The sequence below is a fragment of the Cernens ardua genome (assembly GCF_051251085.1).
GTDB lineage: Bacteria > Pseudomonadota > Gammaproteobacteria > Pseudomonadales > Halomonadaceae > Cernens > Cernens ardua.
On sequence record NZ_JBPCZH010000004.1, the window covers coordinates 16,392 to 36,211 of the forward strand.

The following is a 19,820-nucleotide window of genomic DNA, read 5'->3' on the forward strand; positions in this document are numbered from 1 at the left end:
GTATTTTACTTTTCAGTGGGCACTTAAAATCCCTTCGAATGAATCGAAGGTACATATCTCTAAGGAGAATGAGCATGGTGAAGGAACGCATTGAAGGTAAGACAAAAGAACTTGCTGGTCAGGCGCAAGAGGCCTTTGGCGATTTCTCTGATGATGATGAGCAGTCCTATCGCGGTAAGGCACGTCAGGCCGCAGGTCAGATCCAGTCAGGTTATGGAGAAGCCGTGGATCAAGTACGCGATCTAACCCAGAGTAACCCGATTGGTGCATTGGCAGCAGCGGCAGCTGTTGGCTTCATCCTCGGTAAGCTTTGGCGCTAATGGGTATTACAGCTTCTGATAGGAAACAAGGATTGTAAACGGACTTATCAGAGGCTCGCCAATCCCAAATGAGAAAAATCCCCGGGAGCATTATGAATGCAAATTCCCGGGGATTTTTTATTTGAACGGAAAATATCAACAGTCCTCTGAACAGGCATTCATGCGCGCTTAACGGGTAACATAAGGTCTTAATGACTATTGGCTAATGTTCCCACAACGCTGTTTGCATTAAAAAGATCGTGTTCAAGTTAATACCGCGTTGTGTCTCCACTATGTAAATAAAGACATAATTAATTTACTATTTGACGCAAAGTTTTCCTTTATAACGTACATGCTAACCCTTGAAAATGCATAAAATGCGTATTAACAGAGCAAATATGTCTCATACATCTCTATAATCCATATCATCTCGCATGCGAGAGCGTGGATACTGAACAATAACGGTCTGCCTAATTGAGCTGGCCTTGAATAATTTGAGCTAAACCATGAAAAACGATCATTTATCATTATTGCGATGCGGTCTGGTTGCTGCGATTTTAGGTGCAACAGTTTATTCAAATGTGGCCAATGCAGATGTCACACTCTTGAAGGAAGGCCAGGGCTCTTCTTTTTTCAACCCGTTGAGCCTTTCCATTGGTGGTCGTGCTGAGCTCGGTTTTCAAAACCAGATGGGAGGGGTAGACCACGGGTCAGTAACTCACCGGGGTTGGGCTGATGACTCCGATTACCACGCCGATGCCATATACCGCTTGAATAATGACTGGTCACTCCTGGGCTACTACGAAATGACTGCCAGCTGGTTCAAGGCGTTGGGTTGGAATCACCATACTTACCGAAATCGTGGAGGAGACGATACCTATACACGTCAACTCTATGTGGGTATTTCCAACAAAAAATGGGGAACCCTGACCTACGGCAAGCAATGGAATGCCTATTATCCTGCCGTGGCCTCCAAACCTGATATATGGGTCAATGATAATGGCGCGGTAGGGCCTAGTGACGGTATCGACGGGCAAGGTTCATACGATGGCTCATACCGAGCCAAGAATATGATCAACTATAAAAATACCTTTGGTCCGGTCACGCTATATACCACAGTGGCGCTGCCGGCTACGGCTTATTATCTGCACTCGGAAGGAATCAACCGCTACAAGCGTAGAGGCGGTGGGGCCATTGGTATCAATTATCAGATCACCAATGACCTGGCCTGGGGATTGGCATACAGCAACATCAAGGCTAATCTGTATTCAGAAGAGGGTCATACCAATACCTACCATCAGCAAATGACGGGGACCGGATTCTCCTGGGCACCGGGTAATTGGAAATTCGCAGGCTCACTGGGGTATTTCACCGATTTCGTGCCAAATCATCGCTACAATAGCGCACGCAATTATTTCAGCCACTCCGCTTACGGCTACGAGTACTACGCGGGCTATACCATCCCCGTACAATCCAGCGTTCTCAAGGCGGTGCTTCCCTATGTGGCCGGGGCCTCCATGCATGGGCAAAAGTTCTCAACCAATGATCAATTTATCGGTTTGAGCACAACACTGGCGTATAACACCAATATCATCATTGAGCACCAGTTTGCCCATAGCACGGGCATGGACAAGGCAGATCACCCCAGTGCGACACACATTCGTCTTATCTACAACTTCTAGGTCTACAACTTCCAGTACGCTCCGATGTCAGGTTATTTTAAACCGGCCATAGGTAGCATAAAGCTTAAGCAACAACAGAAAATGTGAACATGGATGTTCAACGTAGACTGAACGCAACCATTAGAGGGCCCCACGTGGGGCCCTCTTACTTTTAACGCAAGATATTCAATAACCTCTGCGTTTACAGTAGCGTATGCTGCTTCTCTTTTTCAGTGATTAATGGGGCGCGAGCAAGGTATCCATCACTGAATTGTGATCCCCACCCTGTGAGAGATGTTTTTGGTACCAAGTGACCAAAAGCCCCGCCAAATTGGATTCAGGCCCCTGCGTAATTACCTCGACAGGAAGATCACTCGCCTTACAGACCTGCTCGATAATATCCAGATTGAAACGCAGCCGCCCTTCGTCCGTCATTTCCAACTTGAGATCATCGAATGAGATGCCAGGCGGTATGGTGATACCTTTTTGTGATTTTTCAGTATTAGGATCTTCCGGGGAGTGTGACGATGTCATATTTTACCTCGTTCAGGCATTAATAATGTAGGAGCGTGTAATGGCTACTACTTTGCAGTGAGGTTGCCCAGGATGCAAATGTGACAAATAGTAAACAGATGGGTAGCACCTCACCAGTGATACGCGGTATAACAGTCATACGCTATGTGCTTACCACACCACTCACCCTTCACTAGAAGCATCATTATGGCATACAAGGTTTTTGTTGACGGACAATCGGGCACCACTGGACTGCGCTTACTGGATTATCTGAAGCAACATCCGGATGTGGATATTCTCTACATTGATGAAGACAAACGAAGAGACGCCAAGGAACGGGCTCGATTACTCAATGCTGCAGATGTTGCCTTTTTATGCTTACCGGATGAAGCGTCGAAAGAAGCGGTTAGTCTGATCGACAACGAGACGACCTGTGTCATCGATGCCAGCACAGCTTTCCGAACAAATGATGACTGGGTGTACGGGCTACCTGAGCTCACTAAAGAACAACGTAGCTACATTCGCAACAGCAAACGCATTGCCAACCCGGGATGCCATGCTTCTGCATTTATTCTATTAGTGAGGCCTTTGGTTGATGCCGGACTACTACCTTCAGATTTTCCTTTGAGCGCTTATTCTTTGACAGGATACAGTGGTGGAGGCAAGAACATGATTGCAGACTACCAAAAGGAAGAGAATGGGCAGCGCGATAGTAAATTGGATAGCCCTCGGCCGTATGCACTTGGCCTGAAACATAAACATTTACCAGAAATGCGTACCCATGGCCATTTAGCGGCTGAGCCCATTTTTACGCCAATCGTTGGTGCAAACCTGCAAGGACTATCGGTACAGATTCCGCTTCCCTTGAAACAGCTTGATCTCTCTCCAGAAGCGATCATAAAGGCCTATCAAAAACACTACGCCAATGAGCCCTTCATACGGGTGTCACCATCTCAGGAAAGCAGTAATAACATTGATGGCGGCTACCTTGATATACAGCACAATAACGGCACTAACGACGTTGATATTCTGATATGCGGAAATGAGGAGCAGGCGCTTCTTGTTGCACGCCTGGACAACCTGGGTAAAGGTGCCGCAGGTGCTGCCATTCAAAGCATGAATGTTCATTTGGGACTGGATGAAAGTACTGCGCTCTAATACCACGATGATGCCGTAATCAGATCAAGGAACCTTCTTTCATATTGGAAAAAGCCATATAACAATAAGTTAGCTCTCTGCTACTATTCGTTTCTGAATCACTGCCCTACAACTATTACCTGAAAGCTGCTACGCGGAAATAGTGAACGAAACATCGTGTTCACGATACGTTTTCAGGTATAGACAGGGGGTTGTTATAACTCGGATCTACTCCGGCTTGGCATTGTGGGAAGAAACATGGCTTTTTACCTCTTTATCATCATCAAGTTTATCATCGGGTTTGTGGTCGTTATCACGCACCTCAATCTGTCCGGCAAAACGCAACTAGCTCAAATGACGCCCGTAGACTTCATCGGCAACTTTGTACTGGGCGGTATTATTGGAGGCGTTATTTATACGAGTGCCATCCCGTTGTATCAGTATGTCATCGTTCTACTGATTGGCGTTTCAATGATTTCAATCCTCAATTTTGTCAGCAAGCATCTATTCTTTTTCCGCGATATCACGATAGGCAACCCGATTCCCATCATCGATAAGGGAAAGTTCGTGATGGAGAATATTCTGGAGAAACACAACAAAATCGACATCATCAATGTTGCCTCACAGCTCCACTCTCAAGGCATTTACTCTTTCCAGAGAGTCAGCTATGCACAGATCGAGCCCAGTGGTCAGCTGACAGCCATTGTAGATAGTGAAGAACGGCCTTCCGTACTGGTCATGCAGGATGGGAAAATCCGTGATTCAGAACTGGAGAGTATCGAAAAATCCAAAGAGTGGCTAGAAAACAAGATAAAGGCACATAAAATCGACCCCGAACAGGTTTTCCTGGCCGAATTTTGGGAAGATACTCTCAGCTTTATCATGAGGGATGCTCAAATCATACGCACCGCTGCATAAGTCTCCGGTGGATTACCGTATCCATATTCAGTATTTCGTGATGGATACGGTGCCTCCTGCTTCTATATACCTGCTTATCTATAAAAGTGTCATGTGCCGAACAATAAGTGTACGAGGCATATCAAAAAGAGGGCTTTTCTTCAGCGGTGATATATCACACAACGACCTGGTTACCGTGGTTGAGCTATGGCTTCATCATTCGCTCAATCAATGGGGCTGATACGTTGCCTCGCTGCCAAATGGCCCCCACGCGGGGGAATTCGACGCCCATATCTGGTAGATGCTGGGCCACTACATTGGACAGAGTAGCCGCCACACCTGAAAAACCTTGCGGTAAAACAGCAATACAACGCCCCTGAGCAACCATCAATAAAAGCGTCATGACGGAATCCGCTTCCACATTAATACGGATGTCCATGGTTAATTGATCCTGAATACAGGAAATCCAACGCTGACGTTGCATGTCACTACTCAAAACGCCATGAGGATAGTTTTCGAGCATTTTCCACTGCACGACATCCGGCAACTCATGATGCGTTGACGAATAAAATATCATCATCCGCTCTGTGAGTAGAGGTCGGATTACAAACTCTTCCGACAAGGCATGGGTCGCTTCTATATAACCAATTCCAAGATCAACCGTACGCTGCTCAAGTGCCAATAAAAGCGCTGACATCGAGTACTCACGCAATTCAAGGGTAGTCACTTCCGCAGAATGATGCGACCACTGAATGACATCTGCCATGGCGCTCGGGATGGTTCCGATCGTCAATGGGCCAGAGCACTCAAACGAGGATGTCAGCGAACCAGTAAGTGCCGCATATTCACGTAATATTCGTCTTGCATGTTCAAGAATACGATTCCCTTCCGGTGTGAAACGCTCAAAATATTTACCTCGCTTTACCAGGGGATAGCCCAACTCCAACTCGAGCTGCTTGATGCGTGCTGACAAAGTGGGTTGAGTAACCTGACACCGCTTGGCTGCACGACCGAAATGATGCTCTCGAGCCAATGCATCAAGAAACTGTAACTGACGATGATCCATGTATGTTTCCTAACCTACTGATTCATATAACGATAGAGGGCTGCATGGTATTTAGAAATGAGGCAGAAGGACGTATGCCAAACCCTGCCTCTTCCCCCGTTACCAGCTCGCCCTGTTCATTGACATATATGCCTGTATCGAAGTCGTTGTGCAGTTTCTCAAGGAGGGGGATATCAACCCAGCAAGGGACTTCCGACAGACAGGCTAAATGTAGATTTGCCGCAAAGGTGAGTGGATCATGCATTCCCCGCAGCATCGGATAGACGCCATTGAGAGAGGCAGCATGAATCAGCATGGCTGTTTTTTGAAAGCCGATCTCGGACATACTGCTTAATGCAATATTGTCGACACACTTATCCGTGATCAGAGAGTGGCTATTCTTAATCGAAATTGAGCTTTTCGCCGTGCCAATCCTTATAAGGGTTGAATCCGACAAGGTTCGTAGCTCATAACGCTCATCAGGAAAAAAATTGACTTCGAGAAGATTGATGTTGAGCGACTCCATCCAGGAAACCGCTCGTTTCGCCCATTTGAGAGAGGTATACCGGGTAACCGGAAGCGAGAGAAAAAACTTTTTCCCGTGAGGACATAATAAACTCAGCTCATATATCTGCGTTTTGAAGCATTCAAAATCATCTTCATCCACATTAATTAAACAAAACCGAATCGCTTTACAGTATTCGAGCTTAAGACGAAGTATCTGCTCATTGATGGACTTATTACAATCTATTGCCAGGTTAACGCAGGCATGGGGTGCCGGGTCTGAAATGCCTCCCAACAACTGGTAGACAGGGAGCCCGGTAAAGTGCCCGAGGATATCCCAGAGAGCAATTTCAATCGCTGAAATAACATGGTGAGCATTGGTGTTATCAGACCAGCTTGAACGTAGTCGTTGGCAAAAGGAAACAACATGAAATGCATTCAGTTGCTGATAACTGCTGGCGAGCTCCCTGAGGATGCCAGTTGCTATTTCAGCACCCAAGGCAACAAAGGCATATCCAGCAAGACCTTCATCCGTATTGACCTCGATCAGTGAATGAAGGGGCCAGGTGCGGGAAGGAGTATACACACGGATTTCGGAGACTTTCATGTGATGTGACGCTCATAACTCATCAATAGCCCGTAAGAGCAGAATGCTCTAGCGGTAGCGTTGCCACGCTTTTTTTAATAGTGCCAATCAAATGCAGACAAGAACGGGAGAGTATGAGGTGTTTACCTGTGGATTCATGACTCTTGAGATATGTGCCAAGAGGAGAGCCATGCTGACTTATAGGTGCCCTGGGTAAAAAGCGCCTCATCCAGGTTGTAAACCGAACAAGACCCCATCTTTTACGCCGCCAAGGACTACATTCATGCTCGAATCTAAGTTATGAATCAGAAACTTACAACATGAAAGGTGTCATCTTAAACTTTAATGATGGTTTGAATTTAACGCTTGTTTTATATATCGAGTGATTATCAAGAAATGTCAGATAAAAAGCTGTCCTGCTTTATTAAAACTGAATCTGGAGTCGCTGAGGGAATGGCCAAACGCATTGCGTTGGTGATCAACCATTTCAGGACCAAGATAGCTGCAGCCCAATGTGCAGGTGTCGAAGTTAATACACTAGCGCGATGGTCAGATAATCGACATGAACCGAATCCGAGTCTGGTCAATATCGCCAATCTGATGCTAAGTGCCGGGATGTCACTGGACTGGTTGGTGACTGGGGAGGGTGACTGTTACTTGCCAGGTCGACACCCGAAGATGGGGTATAGTGAATTGAGAGAAGCTTCACCGTACTATTTATCCGACTCATATCATACCAGTGGATATGCCCTGCACTCCATGGGCGAACATACCGCACCTCACGATACCCCGCGGACTGAATCGAGGGATTCCGCATCCCTTTTCGGAAAGACACCCGCCAACCATGAATTAATTCCGTTAGAAGTTTCCCTGGATGGCATACGAAGCACAACATACTTCCCGATTACCCGCCATGAGCTACAAGCGCATGCGCTTACCCGTGAGGGAGTCAAAGCCTTCTGCCTAAGCGACAATGCCATGGCTCCCGGGTTATCCGCTGGTGCCATCGTTCTGGTCGATACGAATGCGTTACAACCCGCAGGTACAGCCCTCTTCCTGGTTGAGTTTCATGGTGCTCAGCTGGTACGGCGCTTGCAACGCACTGTCTCGGGCTTGACGTTGATTTGTGATACGCCTTTACTGAAAGATGTCCATGTACCCGAAGATGCATTGGATCAGCTCACGGTGATTGGCAAGATCGTTTGGAGTAGCTGCTGGCACTAAGTGTCTTCGGTAAACATACTCACTTTTGATCAGGAATTAAGTATGGATTTGGGAATTGAAGGGCGTTGGGCTGTTGTGTGTGCTGCCAGTAAAGGGTTGGGGAAAGGGTGCGCTGAAGCACTGGCCAAGGAAGGCGTCAATCTTGTTATCAATGCACGTACAGAAGTGCCATTGGAAGAAACTGCCAGAGGCCTTCGTCAACTTGACCCCAGTATTACTGTCATCAGTATTGCGGGAGACATCACGCAGCCCGAGACAAGAAACAAGATACTCACCGCCGCCCCCCACGTGGATATTCTGATCAATAATGCAGGTGGCCCACCGCCAGGTGATTTCCGTGACTGGTCACCTGAGCAGTGGCAACAAGCACTCAACAGCAACATGATTACTCCCATTGAGCTCATCAAAGCCACAGTGGACGCAATGGCCGATAGGGGGTTCGGACGGATCATCAATATCACGTCTTCCTCCGTCAAGGCTCCCATTGCGGCACTTGGGCTCTCCAACGGAGCACGCTCCGGGTTAACGGGCTTTGTCGCAGGTATCGCCAGGCAGCCAGGTATCGCAGGGCGTAACGTTACTATCAACAATCTTCTCCCGGGAAAGTTTGACACGGACCGCCTTCGCGCCAATTTCGCACATGCTGCCCAAAAAAACGGGCAATCGGCAGAGAGCATTGCCGCAGCATCCAGCCAGGGAATTCCTGCCAGACGCTTCGGTACCGCTGAAGAGTTTGGTACTTTTTGCGCCTTTTTATGTAGTGAACAGGCAGGTTATTTCACCGCACAAAACGTTTTATTGGATGGAGGCAGCTATCCCGGCACTTTTTGATATAGGAAAGTGGCATGTACAGGTATCATTCATGAGGCCCAACCAGATAACCAGCGAATTAACGGCCATTGCCCATGTTTATGCCGACAAGCCTGAAACGTAGCATTGATCAACGTGTCGCCAATCTTACCGGTCGCACATCCAGATCCATTGATTATTCGCACCCGATAGGGGACCCTGGGCTATTCGGCCCTGAAAGTGCTGTATGGCGAGTCCATGGAGATTTTGTTTCCATGCTGTGCGGCGGTGTCGGCGCACTATTATTACAAATGCTCCACCCGCTTGCTCTCTCTGGTGTTTGGGATCATTCAACATTTCGCGAAGATATGATGGGACGCCTACGCCGCACCAGCCAATTTATTGCGGTAACAACGTATGGCAGCCGGCAGGATGCCCAATCGGCAATAGCCCATGTGCGCCACATACATTCGTTCATCAAGGGAACGTCGCCAGATGGACAAGCCTATCACGCTGATGATCCCGAGTTGCTTTGTTGGGTACACGTAGCCGAAATGAGCCGCTTTCTGGCCGCTTATATGCGATATTGTGAGCCGACTCTCAGCCTTGATGTTCAGGATGCCTATTATCGTGAAAGCGCACGTATCGCCCTTGCGTTGGGGGCTGAATCTGTCCCTGCATCGACCGCTGAGGTAGCCGTTTATCTCGAAGAAATGAGGCCACAGCTTAGCTGTGATGACCGGACTCGGGAAGTGGCCCGCATACTTCAGGAAGCGGGACCGGAAGACACTTTCGGGCGAATGGCAGGTCAACTATTCATGCGTGGTGGTATTGATTTATTACCCCAATGGGCAATAGATGCGCTGGGGTTGCAGCTTTCGTCCATCAAGAGAATGACCGTCAGAAAAAGCCTTCGTGTATTACGCCCCATCGTAACATCTTCCGTGACAGGAACGGCGAGTGAACTCGCACATGAAAGAGTAGGTGCTTCCAAGGCAGTAAGGATATAGGACAGCGCTTTTTTACATGGCATTGTCCGCTCAAATCTTGCAGTAAACAGAAATTTCCTGATATTTGCACACTGTTGGCTCGCCAATATGACACGCTGGCTATTCGAAAACCCACGAACCTGTCATTTTCATTGCTCAAGGAAGCCCCTTACCCCAGCAGCTTTCTTTAAAACGGAGAATACAGCATGGCCTGGACGATTATCAGCTGGTCCATCACTACGTTTTTAACTCTGACTTCGGCCTATATGATTGCCTTGTTGGCTAACAATATTCGACATGGTATGAAGATATAGAAAATAGTCTGCGAGTTACCCTATGGGTAGCTCGTGATCTCACGCCTTACACAATTATCCTTCATTTTCCCTGCCATTTTCCCCAGTTCATCTCTTTATTTTTACCCTTCGTCCTCGTTCAAGGAAGTATTCACAGATTGGGCGGATTGGTAAATTTTTCTATGTCCTCCAATAGCGAAACACTCCGCTTTATCGCTAACAAAGCTACATACATGCACTTCTTTTCGAGTTTTCGAGGTTACCTGCATTCATGGGGGCAGTCCCTATCGTGATTTACTCATCAATGCGACCTTTTTCTTAATACTATTTTAATATTCACTTAACTTTTAAATAATATTAAGATAACCTTAAACCTCAATATCATTTCACTTCAAGATATCCAGATTTCTTGCAATAGGCTAAGGAGGGGTACATGACTGATTCCAGAAGAAGACGCATGTTGTTGGGCGGCGTTGGCTCTGCCGCATTTTTGGGTCTATCCACTATTGCCAAAGCAGCTTCTTTCGGAAACCCTGATCTCCCACCGGAAGGACGCATCAATTCAGGTAGCAACAGCAGCCACACTGATCCAGGGCCCAATAATCCCAATTTGGCCAGCCAATTTCCCGATGGTGAAAATCCCCCCGCAACCGATGTTAATGGGATGCCAGAATTCTGGTCGTCTTTTAGCAACGCACATGTTCGTTTTCAGGAAGGGGGTTGGGCGCGCCAGATTACTGAAAGTGATTTCCCTATATCTACTGAAATTTCCGGCGTAAACATGCGATTGTCAAAATATGGCATTCGCGAGATGCACTGGCACCAGCAAGCGGAATGGGCCATCGTTCTTTATGGTACATGCCGTATCACCACACTGGATGCCGAAGGACGCCCACAAGTCGCTGATGTACAAAAAGGTGATCTATGGTATTTCCCTCCCGGTTTGCCCCACTCACTGCAAGGAATGGGCCCGGATGGCACGGAATTCCTGATTGCCTTCGATGATGGCAAGGCATCGGAATTCAATACATTGCTTGTCACTGATTGGATGGCCCACACCCCCCCCGAAGTGCTTGCCAAAAACTTTGGTGTGCCAGAATCGTCCTTCAAAAATATTCCGCTGCATAACCGCTGGATTTTTCAGGGGAAAGACCCGGGACCACTCTCCACTGCCCAGTCCCAGGCCAGTTCATCGCTGGGTGCGCCTGCTCACCCCTTCGTTTTTCCGATGAGCAAGCTAAAGCCGAATATTCATTCATCAAAGGGCGAGGTTACGATCGTCGATAGTAATACCTTCAAGGTATCCAAAGATATTGCTGTAGCCAAAGTCGTGTTGAAACCGGGCGCCATGAGGGAGCTACATTGGCATCCAAATACTGATGAATGGCAATACTATGTGTCGGGGCAGGGACGTATGACCGTCTTCAATACAGGCCCGGAGGCGGCAACAAATGATTTCAAGGCAGGGGACATCGGGTATGTTCCGAAGGGATTGGGACATTACGTTGAAAATACGGGAAATACCGATTTGGTATTGATCGCTATTTTCAGAACCAGCGATTATGAAACAGTTAGTTTGTCCAATTGGATCAAACACACGCCGCCACGTATGGTAGAGGAGACGTTAAACATCTCAGAAGATGTCATTAATCATATCCCGGATGTTCGACCCGAGATTATATAAGGAAAAAGTCCCATACCGTCCAAATTCGGTATGGGACTTTTCAGCGTCAAAACAGGACGACAAAGCGTCCGCAATCAGATCAGACGTCCAGATTAGCAACCAGAGCGTTTTGTTCAATGAAATCGCGGCGTGGTTCGACTTCGTCACCCATCAGAGTATTAAACATCTGATCAGCCACAACAGCATCTTCAATGGAAACACGCAGCATACGACGAACATCAGGATCCATGGTAGTTTCCCATAGCTGATCCGGGTTCATCTCACCAAGACCTTTGTAACGCTGAATAGATAAACCACGCTGTGCTTCACGCAACAACCAATCCAGTACCTGCCCAAAGTCGTGAACCTCAGAGCGACGTTCACCCCGAGCAACATAGGCGCCTTCTTCAAGCAAGCCATTGAGTGTTTCACCCAGAGACACCATGGCTGCATAGTCCGGCGAGCGGAAAAAGCTGATGCCGAGCATATAATCGGTTACCACACCGTGGGCCTTGATACCGACTTTAGGGAAGTAGAGAGAGCGCTCTTCGTCAAACTGGGTCGAGAACTCGTAACTGGCATCCCCTTCGTATTCGCTCAGTGCCTGCATACGAATGGAAAGCGCATCCATCCACGTATTGACCTTGTTCTGATCGCTCAGGTCAGTATCGCTCAGCACTGGAACATGGATCATTTGCTCCAGTACCTTGGCAGGGTAGACGCGGGAGAGCCGATGCAAACGGTGCTTCACATCCTGATATTGCATAATCAGTTTTTCCAGCTCAGCCCCCGTAATACCGGGCGCCGTCTCATTGACATGCAGACTACCGCCATCCAGCGCAGTGGTGACCAGGTATTGCTCCATGGCTGCTTCGTCTTTCAGATACATCTCCTGCTTGCCACGTTTGATTTTATAAAGTGGCGGCTGTGCAATAAATATATGTCCGCGCTCGATCAGCTCCGGCATTTGACGGAAAAAGAAGGTCAGTAGCAGAGTCCGAATGTGAGAACCATCAACATCAGCATCTGTCATGATAATGATGGAGTGATAACGCAACTTGTCAGGGTCGAATTCTTCACGGCCAATACCACAACCCAATGCGGTAATGAGCGTGCCAACTTCAGCAGAGGAAAGCATTTTGTCGAAGCGTGCTTTCTCCACATTAAGAATTTTTCCCTTTAGCGGCAAAATAGCCTGAGTCCGGCGGTCACGCCCCTGCTTGGCTGAACCACCCGCGGAGTCACCCTCCACCAGATACAGTTCTGACTTGGATGGGTCTTTCTCCTGACAGTCAGCAAGTTTACCGGGCAAGCCTGCTATATCGAGCGCCCCTTTGCGACGTGTCATTTCACGCGCTTTACGGGCAGCATCACGGGCTCGTGCCGCATCAATCATCTTGTTCACGATGATTTTGGCCTCGTTGGGATGCTCCAGCAGATATTCGGAGAAATGACGCCCCATCTCCTGCTCAACAGCCGTTTTCACTTCAGAGGAAACCAGTTTGTCCTTGGTCTGCGAAGAAAATTTCGGATCCGGTACTTTCACCGAGATAATAGCCGTCAAACCTTCGCGAGCATCATCGCCTGAAGTGACAACTTTTGCCTTCTTCTGCAAATCCTCGGCTTCAATATAGCTGTTCAGCGTACGTGTCAATGAAGCACGGAAGCCGGCCAAATGCGTCCCACCATCGCGCTGGGGAATGTTGTTGGTATAACACAACAGGTTTTCGTTGTAGGTATCGTTCCACTGCATCGCAACTTCAACGCTGATGCCATCTTCACGGTCCACCATGAAGTGGAACACCGGATTGATCGTTGTACGATTGCGGTTAAGATGTTCAACGAAGGCTTTAAGGCCGCCTTCATAGTGAAATAGCTCTTCCTTGCCATCACGCTCGTCTGTCAGGCGGATTGCGACACCAGAGTTAAGGAACGAAAGCTCACGCAGCCGTTTGGCAAGAATTTCATAATGAAACTCGATATTCGCAAACGTATCCGGTGAAGGAACAAAATGAATGCGGGTGCCAGTACGGTCTGTTTCACCCACCACTTCCAACGGCTTTTGAGGAACACCGTGAGCGTAGGTCTGAGAGTGAACATGGCCTCCACGCCAGATGGTAAGATCCAGTTGTGAAGACAGGGCATTAACGACCGAGACCCCTACACCATGCAATCCACCTGACACTTTGTAGGAGTTGTCATCGAACTTACCACCCGCGTGCAGTACTGTCAGAATGACCTCTGCCGCGGACACGCCTTCTGCGTGCATTTCTGTCGGAATACCACGGCCATCGTCCGATACACTGATGGATTCATCGGCATGAATCACCACCGAAATCTCGTCGCAATGCCCCGCCAGTGCTTCATCGATAGAGTTATCGACGATCTCGAACACCATATGGTGCAGGCCACTGCCATCATCGGTATCGCCAATGTACATACCAGGGCGCTTGCGTACTGCATCCAGCCCCTTTAGAACCTTGATACTCGATGAATCGTAAGATTGTTCGCTCATGTTCACTCCTGAACTGATGGACGACACCCTTTATTGTCGCCAAACTCTGCCCCATAAGGCAGAAGGATTACCAGACTCTCTACGGTAACGCTATTTCTTTCACTACTGCTTGTCGATACTTGTTGTACTGCCACTAAATTGCTGACCCTGAAAGATGATACCGGCTACCGCTTTTACCTCGCGACAGCAGCAATGGCAGACTGCATCAACAAGTATCGACATCACTCGACAGTAGCAATGCGCCCCGCTATTAACTCGAACACTCCGTGATCTTCCTGTAAAAACGGTGAGATGCCGCTTTTATCAATCACAGTGATGAAACTCTGGCCCTGCTGTTTTTCAAGCAACTCAAAAAAGCGCTGTTGATGACCTGCATCCAGCTCAGCGGCCAGATCATCGATTAAATAAAGACAATGCCGTTGGGTCATTTCCTCAAGCAGCTGCCCTTGAGCCAATTTGAGGGCACTGACCACAACTTTTTGTTGCCCTCGGGAAAGCACCTCCGTTGCCGGGCGTTTCCCAATACGAATACGCAAGTCAGCACGCTGAGGGCCCTGTTGGGTAAAGCCCATTTGCTGATCACTATTGATATTCGCTTCCAGAATCTCTTCCAAGGGGCGTTTGCGATCCCACCCCCGATAATAGCCCAACGAAATATCCGGCAACGTAGCCAACTGCCCAAGAAGCTCATTAAAGATCGGCGCAAGACGCTCTACATAGTCACTTCGGAACTGATCCAGACGCGTAGCTTCCCTCGCGAGCTCCTGATTCCAGGCACGCATTGAAATGCGGTCAATTGTACCATATCTCAGCAACACATTGCGGTGTTTAAGTGCTCTTCTCATGCGTTTCCAACAGTCATAAAACGCTGGCTCCACATGAAAGACACCCCAATCAAGATATTCCCGCCTGGCCTTGGGTGAGCCATCAATCAGTTCGAAGGTTTGGCTATCAATCAATTGGAGCGGTAAAAGCTCTGCCAACTGGCTGATGCGATCAATCGTTTGCCCATCCTTGCGCATCAACAAGGTATCACTGTCACGGCGCCGCTGAATACCTATAGAACTGGGTGGATGGCCTGAAAGACGCCCAAAAACAGTCAACCCATCACTATCAAAATGAATGATCGGCTTGAACTGTCGAGCTCTGAATGAACGCCCCAGCCCTAATAAATGGAGCCCCTCAAGAATACTGGTCTTGCCACTACCATTTGGACCAACGATCAGATTCACGCGGGGAGACGGAGAAAAATCCACCTGCTGAAGATTGCGTAACCCTGTCATGTGAATACGTTCAAGAGGCATGGAAAAGGCGCCTGTCAGGGAAAAAATCGTTGGGTGAAGAGTATGGCGTCGGAATAGATAAGCAAAAAAAGTGCCGTTGATAGGATGCACGCAGGAAAGGAGCGGGGAAAGGGACCCGGGTAACCAGCCTCATGCAGGCAGACCAGTTACCCTGAATGGGAAGACAATAACCTTCAACTCCCATTAGAGACGCATAGGCATGACAACGTAACGAGCCTTGAATCCGGGCGTAGACTCTTCATCATCCCCCGGGACGGCCTCTAGAAGTGTGGTGGAGATGGAGTCAGACATTGTCATATTGATTTTCTGGGTAGGGATGACATTGAGTACATCTACCAGATACCCCACGTTGAAACCAATTTCCAACTCAGGGCTGTTGTAATCAACACTAATGTTTTCCTCTGCCTCTTCCTGTTCAGGGTTATTGGCCTGAACACGCAGGTTGTTGGCTTCGAGATAAAAACGAACACCACGGTATTTTTCATTCGACAGAATAGACGCGCGCGTTAATACCTGACGCAATTCAGCACGCTCCGCCACCAGCTGTTTGTCCCCGCCTTTTGGCATCACGCGGTTCACATCAGGGAATTTCCCATCAATCAATTTGGAGGTGAATACATAGCCACCCGTGCGTGCGCGAAGGTGGTTCGGTCCCAAAATCAGTGTGATCGGCGTATTGGTATCATCCAGAAGGCGACCCAGCTCCAGGACCCCTTTACGTGGCAGGATCAGACGTTGGGCTTCAGAGAGCGCTACCTCACCATCGCTTTCAGCGAGGGCCAAGCGGTGCCCATCGGTTGCAACCACACGCACGGTATTAGGCTCAAGCTCGAACAGCATACCATTGAGATAATAACGTACATCCTGCTGTGCCATGGCAAAGGAAGTGGCATCGATCAGGCGTTTGAGCAAGGAGCGTGGTAGCGTCAGTTCAGCACTGTGTTTGCTCTGATCAATATTGGGGAACTCGGCGGCAGGCAAGGTAGACAGCGTAAAGCGGGAGCGTCCTGCACGAAGTACTGCACGCCCGTCTTCCAAAGAGAAACCGATGACAGAACCCTCGGGCAGGGAACGGCAAATGTCCATCAACTTTCGCGCTGGAACCGTTGTAGAACCGGACTCTTCCAAAGAATCCAGCTGAGCATGACCTACCAATTCAACTTCAAGGTCAGTACCCGTTAATTCAAGGCCATCACCGCCTGCCATCAATAGAACATTGGACAGTACAGGCAAGGTCTGACGACGCTCAACGACACCTGCAACCAGGGTCAAGGGACGCAAAAGGGCTTCGCGTGAGATGGAGAATTTCATCGTGGCCGCTCTCTTTTAAAAACTCTTTGAAAAAATGTTCTCTATCGAATTCGTATCAGCGTTAATGCCTGTGGGTAGCGCCAGGAGATATTCCCAGCTGACCTCACTTCTCTACACAAATCACCGTATCTGACACGTAATCGATACACCTGACAACCGAATATTCTTTGCCGATACTAACTGGTCAGCAGGCGCATAAGATTCTTGTAGTCTTCACGAATATCAGCGCTCTCTTCCTTCAGGGCAGCCACTTTACGACATGCGTGCAATACCGTCGTATGATCGCGGCCGCCGAAGGCATCACCAATTTCCGGCAAACTGTGGCTCGTCAGCTCCTTGGCCAGCGCCATGGCAACCTGTCGCGGCCGTGCAACCGAACGTGAACGGCGCTTGGAGTGGATGTCTGCCACCTTGATTTTATAGTACTCCGCCACGGTACGCTGGATATTATCGATGCTGACCTGCTTGTCCTGCAATGCCAGCAGGTCTTTCAGGGATTCTCGTATAAATTCCTGATCAATCCGGCGCCCCATGAAGTGGGAGTCAGCAATCACCTTTTTCAATGCACCTTCGAGCTCACGAACATTCGAACGAATCTTCTGGGCAATAAAGAAGGCAGCATCATGAGGCAGATCCACATGGGACTGTTCTGCCTTTTTCATCAAAATGGCAACGCGCGTTTCCAGCTCGGGCGGCTCAATCGCAACTGTTAGCCCCCACCCGAATCGAGACTTAAGGCGTTCTTCCACACCGGAAATCTCTTTGGGGTAGCGGTCAGACGTCAGAATCATCTGCTGACCGCCTTCCAACAAAGCATTGAACGTATGGAAAAACTCTTCCTGGGAACGCTCTTTACCCGCGAAAAACTGAATATCGTCGATCAACAGGGCATCCACACTACGATAGAAACGCTTGAAATCATTGATGGCGTTCAACTGAAGCGCTTTTACCATGTCTGCTACAAAACGCTCGGAATGCAGATAGACAACACGCGCATTTTCCCGCAAACCAGCCATGTGATTCCCCACAGCATGCATCAAGTGAGTTTTACCCAACCCGACACCACCATAGAGAAAGAGTGGGTTATAGGCGCCCCCTGAATTTTCGGCAACCTGCCGTGATGCCGCACGCGCCAGCTGGTTTGACTTGCCCTCGACAAAGGTATCAAAGGTAAAACTGGGATTCAGACCACTTTGGTGTTTCAGACTGCCTTCGACCTGAACATGACGGTTGGAAGAACCGGATTCCTGTGCTTCCGATTCGCTCTCTTCTGGCTCGACGTCCCCTGAAAAGGAGGAGCGGGAGGGTGCCGAGCTACGATGAACAGCCGGCGCAACTGAGGATGCTGGTTTGGGAGTCGGTGTCGCCGTTACAGGGTTCGATACCGTGCGACGACTACCGATCCCCAGACTCACCAAAGGTGGCTTGTCCGGCGCCATTTCACGAAGCAATTCATTAATACGCTTCAGGAACTTGTCATTCACCCAATCACGTACGAAACGATTGGGAGCCAACAATACCAGTGCATTACCCTCACCTTCCTCTACTTGAAGAGGCCTGATCCAGGTATTGAACTGTTGAGAGCTCAACTCGTACTGAAGAGAGTCAAGACATTTTTGCCATAGTGCTATCGACACGTCGATTCGCCCACCTTAAAACTGAAATTGCAAAAAACGGAACACACCACAGGAACGACGACGTGAAATCAACGAGATCAATGAACACTGGTAAAGAGGCGTCAGTCAACGACAACAGCCCTGTGCATACCGATACGTGAACGTCACTCTAGTAATGAATATAAAATTAATGTATCGCCAAAAAGCTGGATACGAACCCTGTTAAATGCAATATGAAAGTAATCCTGACTAGTTTATCGGTGATTGGGCCAGTTATCCACACCTTTAGGCCAATCGATACACCCTGTGCATAACCTTACTGAAAATAGCTGCAACTTGTTGATTTTGGAAACTGCAACAGCTTGATCCCAGCTTATACATTGCTCATACAAAGGTTATCCACAAAGAAACCCACAGAAATAATGGGTTTTCAACCTCGAAAAACATGCTGAAAATGAAAAAAAACCATTACTTTGCAGAGAAAAATTGCTAACGGGCCGCGTATTCTCTAAAATCCCCGCTCTTGAATGAATCGTGCTTATCTCTGATTCGCGATTCACCCTTACACTTACATTGATTAATTTTCGGGGAAAGACGTTATGAAACGCACTTTTCAACCCAGCGTACTGAAACGTAAACGTGACCACGGTTTCCGTGCTCGCATGGCAACCAAACGCGGCCGTCAGGTTCTGGCTCGTCGTCGTGCCAAAGGCCGTAAACGCCTGAGCGCCTAATCTCTCGTTTTTCCTTCTGGTACTATCCTGGAAACGTTAAAGAGAGAGGCCTTCATGGCCAAACAGTTGGCGACCCACCCTTTTCCACGCTCGTTAAGAATATTGACCAGCGCGGAATTCGGGCATGTATTCAACAATGCCTGCTTCAAGATATACGGCAAGGGGCTATTAGCGCTCGCTTGCCCGAACTCGCATGGGCATGTCCGGGTGGGGCTCGTTTTCAGTCGCAAGAATCAGAAACGGGCCGTGGATCGCAATTTGCTTAAACGACTGACGCGCGAATCCATTCGAATGCGTCAACATCGTTTACCCGCTGTTGATATTGTTGTTTTGTCTCGCAGAGGCGTCGCAGACATCGAGGGGCCTGTATTAAGACAGCAACTCGACATGATGTGGAAAAGGCTCGAGAACGATATCAGGAAACAGGCTGGAAAAGAGCAGAAAAGCACTTCTGGCAACGGGAAGCACAGAGCAGAAACACGCGCCACCGATACCGGGCAAGGCAACACCGGGCAAAGTAGGCCGACAACGGCTTGAGTGCACTGGAAAAGTCTGCGTTAGCTGATATGTTAAAGGCTAGCAATGGCATGCTTGTGCACGTGATGGCAGGCATCATTAATGGGCACTATCATCGCCAGGTCTGAATGAAGTCGACTTCAGGTTAGGCGAGGATAAACAAATGTCCTAGAATGAGAACCATCAATATTGTGCATATACGCACTCTCAATATGCACTTATTT

Annotated in this window: 17 protein-coding genes; 10 read left to right on the forward strand and 7 right to left on the reverse strand. The window is 48.5% G+C overall.

The window, feature by feature from the left end; translation table 11 throughout:
- The first annotated feature begins 74 nt into the window (after positions 1 to 74).
- Positions 75 to 320 (forward strand): CsbD family protein, encoded by a 246-nt coding sequence (locus LMG33818_RS08170; RefSeq protein WP_442322880.1) that lies wholly within the window; start codon positions 75 to 77, stop codon positions 318 to 320.
- A 485-nt stretch (positions 321 to 805) separates the two neighbouring features.
- On the forward strand, positions 806 to 1,981 hold the full coding sequence (locus LMG33818_RS08175) for a porin (protein ID WP_442322881.1): 1,176 nt from the start codon (positions 806 to 808) through the stop codon (positions 1,979 to 1,981).
- A gap of 216 nt (positions 1,982 to 2,197) precedes the next feature.
- On the opposite strand, the gene LMG33818_RS08180 is transcribed toward LMG33818_RS08175, so the two are convergent.
- The gene (locus tag LMG33818_RS08180; protein WP_442322882.1) at positions 2,198 to 2,494 is read right to left on the reverse strand and encodes a hypothetical protein; all 297 of its coding nucleotides are present in this window, start codon (positions 2,492 to 2,494) and stop codon (positions 2,198 to 2,200) included.
- A 186-nt stretch (positions 2,495 to 2,680) separates the two neighbouring features.
- Here LMG33818_RS08180 and argC point away from each other — a divergent pair, with 186 nt between their 5' ends.
- Together argC and LMG33818_RS08190 are read left to right on the forward strand one after the other, a co-directional pair.
- Positions 2,681 to 3,631, forward strand: coding sequence for an N-acetyl-gamma-glutamyl-phosphate reductase (gene argC, locus LMG33818_RS08185; protein WP_442322883.1), 951 nt, complete (start codon positions 2,681 to 2,683; stop codon positions 3,629 to 3,631).
- Positions 3,632 to 3,868: 237 nt separating this feature from the next.
- On the forward strand, positions 3,869 to 4,528 hold the full coding sequence (locus LMG33818_RS08190) for a DUF421 domain-containing protein (RefSeq protein ID WP_442322884.1): 660 nt from the start codon (positions 3,869 to 3,871) through the stop codon (positions 4,526 to 4,528).
- 184 nt (positions 4,529 to 4,712) lie between these two features.
- Here the strand turns inward: LMG33818_RS08190 and LMG33818_RS08195 are convergent, their stop codons facing one another.
- Both LMG33818_RS08195 and LMG33818_RS08200 read right to left on the reverse strand, forming a co-directional pair.
- Positions 4,713 to 5,573: a LysR family transcriptional regulator gene (locus LMG33818_RS08195; RefSeq protein ID WP_442322885.1), complete on the reverse strand. Its 861-nt coding sequence runs from the start codon at positions 5,571 to 5,573 to the stop codon at positions 4,713 to 4,715.
- Positions 5,574 to 5,595: 22 nt separating this feature from the next.
- Complete coding sequence (locus LMG33818_RS08200) at positions 5,596 to 6,663, reverse strand: enolase C-terminal domain-like protein (protein ID WP_442322886.1); 1,068 nt, start codon at positions 6,661 to 6,663, stop codon at positions 5,596 to 5,598.
- A 432-nt stretch (positions 6,664 to 7,095) separates the two neighbouring features.
- Here LMG33818_RS08200 and LMG33818_RS08205 point away from each other — a divergent pair, with 432 nt between their 5' ends.
- From LMG33818_RS08205 to LMG33818_RS08220, 4 genes are all read left to right on the forward strand, one after another.
- Entirely contained in the window at positions 7,096 to 7,866 is a 771-nt protein-coding gene (locus LMG33818_RS08205) for a S24 family peptidase (RefSeq protein ID WP_442322887.1), read from the forward strand.
- 42 nt (positions 7,867 to 7,908) lie between these two features.
- Positions 7,909 to 8,697 carry an SDR family oxidoreductase gene (locus LMG33818_RS08210; RefSeq protein ID WP_442322888.1) on the forward strand — a complete coding sequence of 263 codons (789 nt, stop codon included), beginning with the start codon at positions 7,909 to 7,911 and terminating at the stop codon, positions 8,695 to 8,697.
- Positions 8,698 to 8,771: 74 nt separating this feature from the next.
- Positions 8,772 to 9,665, forward strand: coding sequence for an oxygenase MpaB family protein (locus tag LMG33818_RS08215; RefSeq protein ID WP_442322889.1), 894 nt, complete (start codon positions 8,772 to 8,774; stop codon positions 9,663 to 9,665).
- Positions 9,666 to 10,370: 705 nt separating this feature from the next.
- Positions 10,371 to 11,621, forward strand: a complete 1,251-nt coding sequence (locus LMG33818_RS08220) for a cupin domain-containing protein (protein ID WP_442322890.1) — start codon at positions 10,371 to 10,373, stop codon at positions 11,619 to 11,621.
- A gap of 79 nt (positions 11,622 to 11,700) precedes the next feature.
- Here the strand turns inward: LMG33818_RS08220 and gyrB are convergent, their stop codons facing one another.
- From gyrB to dnaA, 4 genes are all read right to left on the reverse strand, one after another.
- Positions 11,701 to 14,115, reverse strand: a complete 2,415-nt coding sequence (gene gyrB / locus LMG33818_RS08225; RefSeq protein WP_442322891.1) for a DNA topoisomerase (ATP-hydrolyzing) subunit B — start codon at positions 14,113 to 14,115, stop codon at positions 11,701 to 11,703.
- Positions 14,116 to 14,336: 221 nt separating this feature from the next.
- Entirely contained in the window at positions 14,337 to 15,419 is a 1,083-nt protein-coding gene (gene recF / locus LMG33818_RS08230; protein WP_442322892.1) for a DNA replication/repair protein RecF, read from the reverse strand.
- A 183-nt stretch (positions 15,420 to 15,602) separates the two neighbouring features.
- Positions 15,603 to 16,730, reverse strand: coding sequence for a DNA polymerase III subunit beta (gene dnaN / locus LMG33818_RS08235; RefSeq protein WP_442322893.1), 1,128 nt, complete (start codon positions 16,728 to 16,730; stop codon positions 15,603 to 15,605).
- A gap of 176 nt (positions 16,731 to 16,906) precedes the next feature.
- On the reverse strand, positions 16,907 to 18,367 hold the full coding sequence (gene dnaA / locus LMG33818_RS08240) for a chromosomal replication initiator protein DnaA (protein WP_442322894.1): 1,461 nt from the start codon (positions 18,365 to 18,367) through the stop codon (positions 16,907 to 16,909).
- A gap of 578 nt (positions 18,368 to 18,945) precedes the next feature.
- On the opposite strand from dnaA, the gene rpmH reads away from it, so the two are divergent.
- Together rpmH and rnpA are read left to right on the forward strand one after the other, a co-directional pair.
- Positions 18,946 to 19,080 carry a 50S ribosomal protein L34 gene (gene rpmH, locus LMG33818_RS08245; RefSeq protein WP_442322895.1) on the forward strand — a complete coding sequence of 45 codons (135 nt, stop codon included), beginning with the start codon at positions 18,946 to 18,948 and terminating at the stop codon, positions 19,078 to 19,080.
- A gap of 54 nt (positions 19,081 to 19,134) precedes the next feature.
- Positions 19,135 to 19,617 carry a ribonuclease P protein component gene (gene rnpA / locus LMG33818_RS08250; protein ID WP_442322896.1) on the forward strand — a complete coding sequence of 161 codons (483 nt, stop codon included), beginning with the start codon at positions 19,135 to 19,137 and terminating at the stop codon, positions 19,615 to 19,617.
- Positions 19,618 to 19,820: the final 203 nt, after the last annotated feature.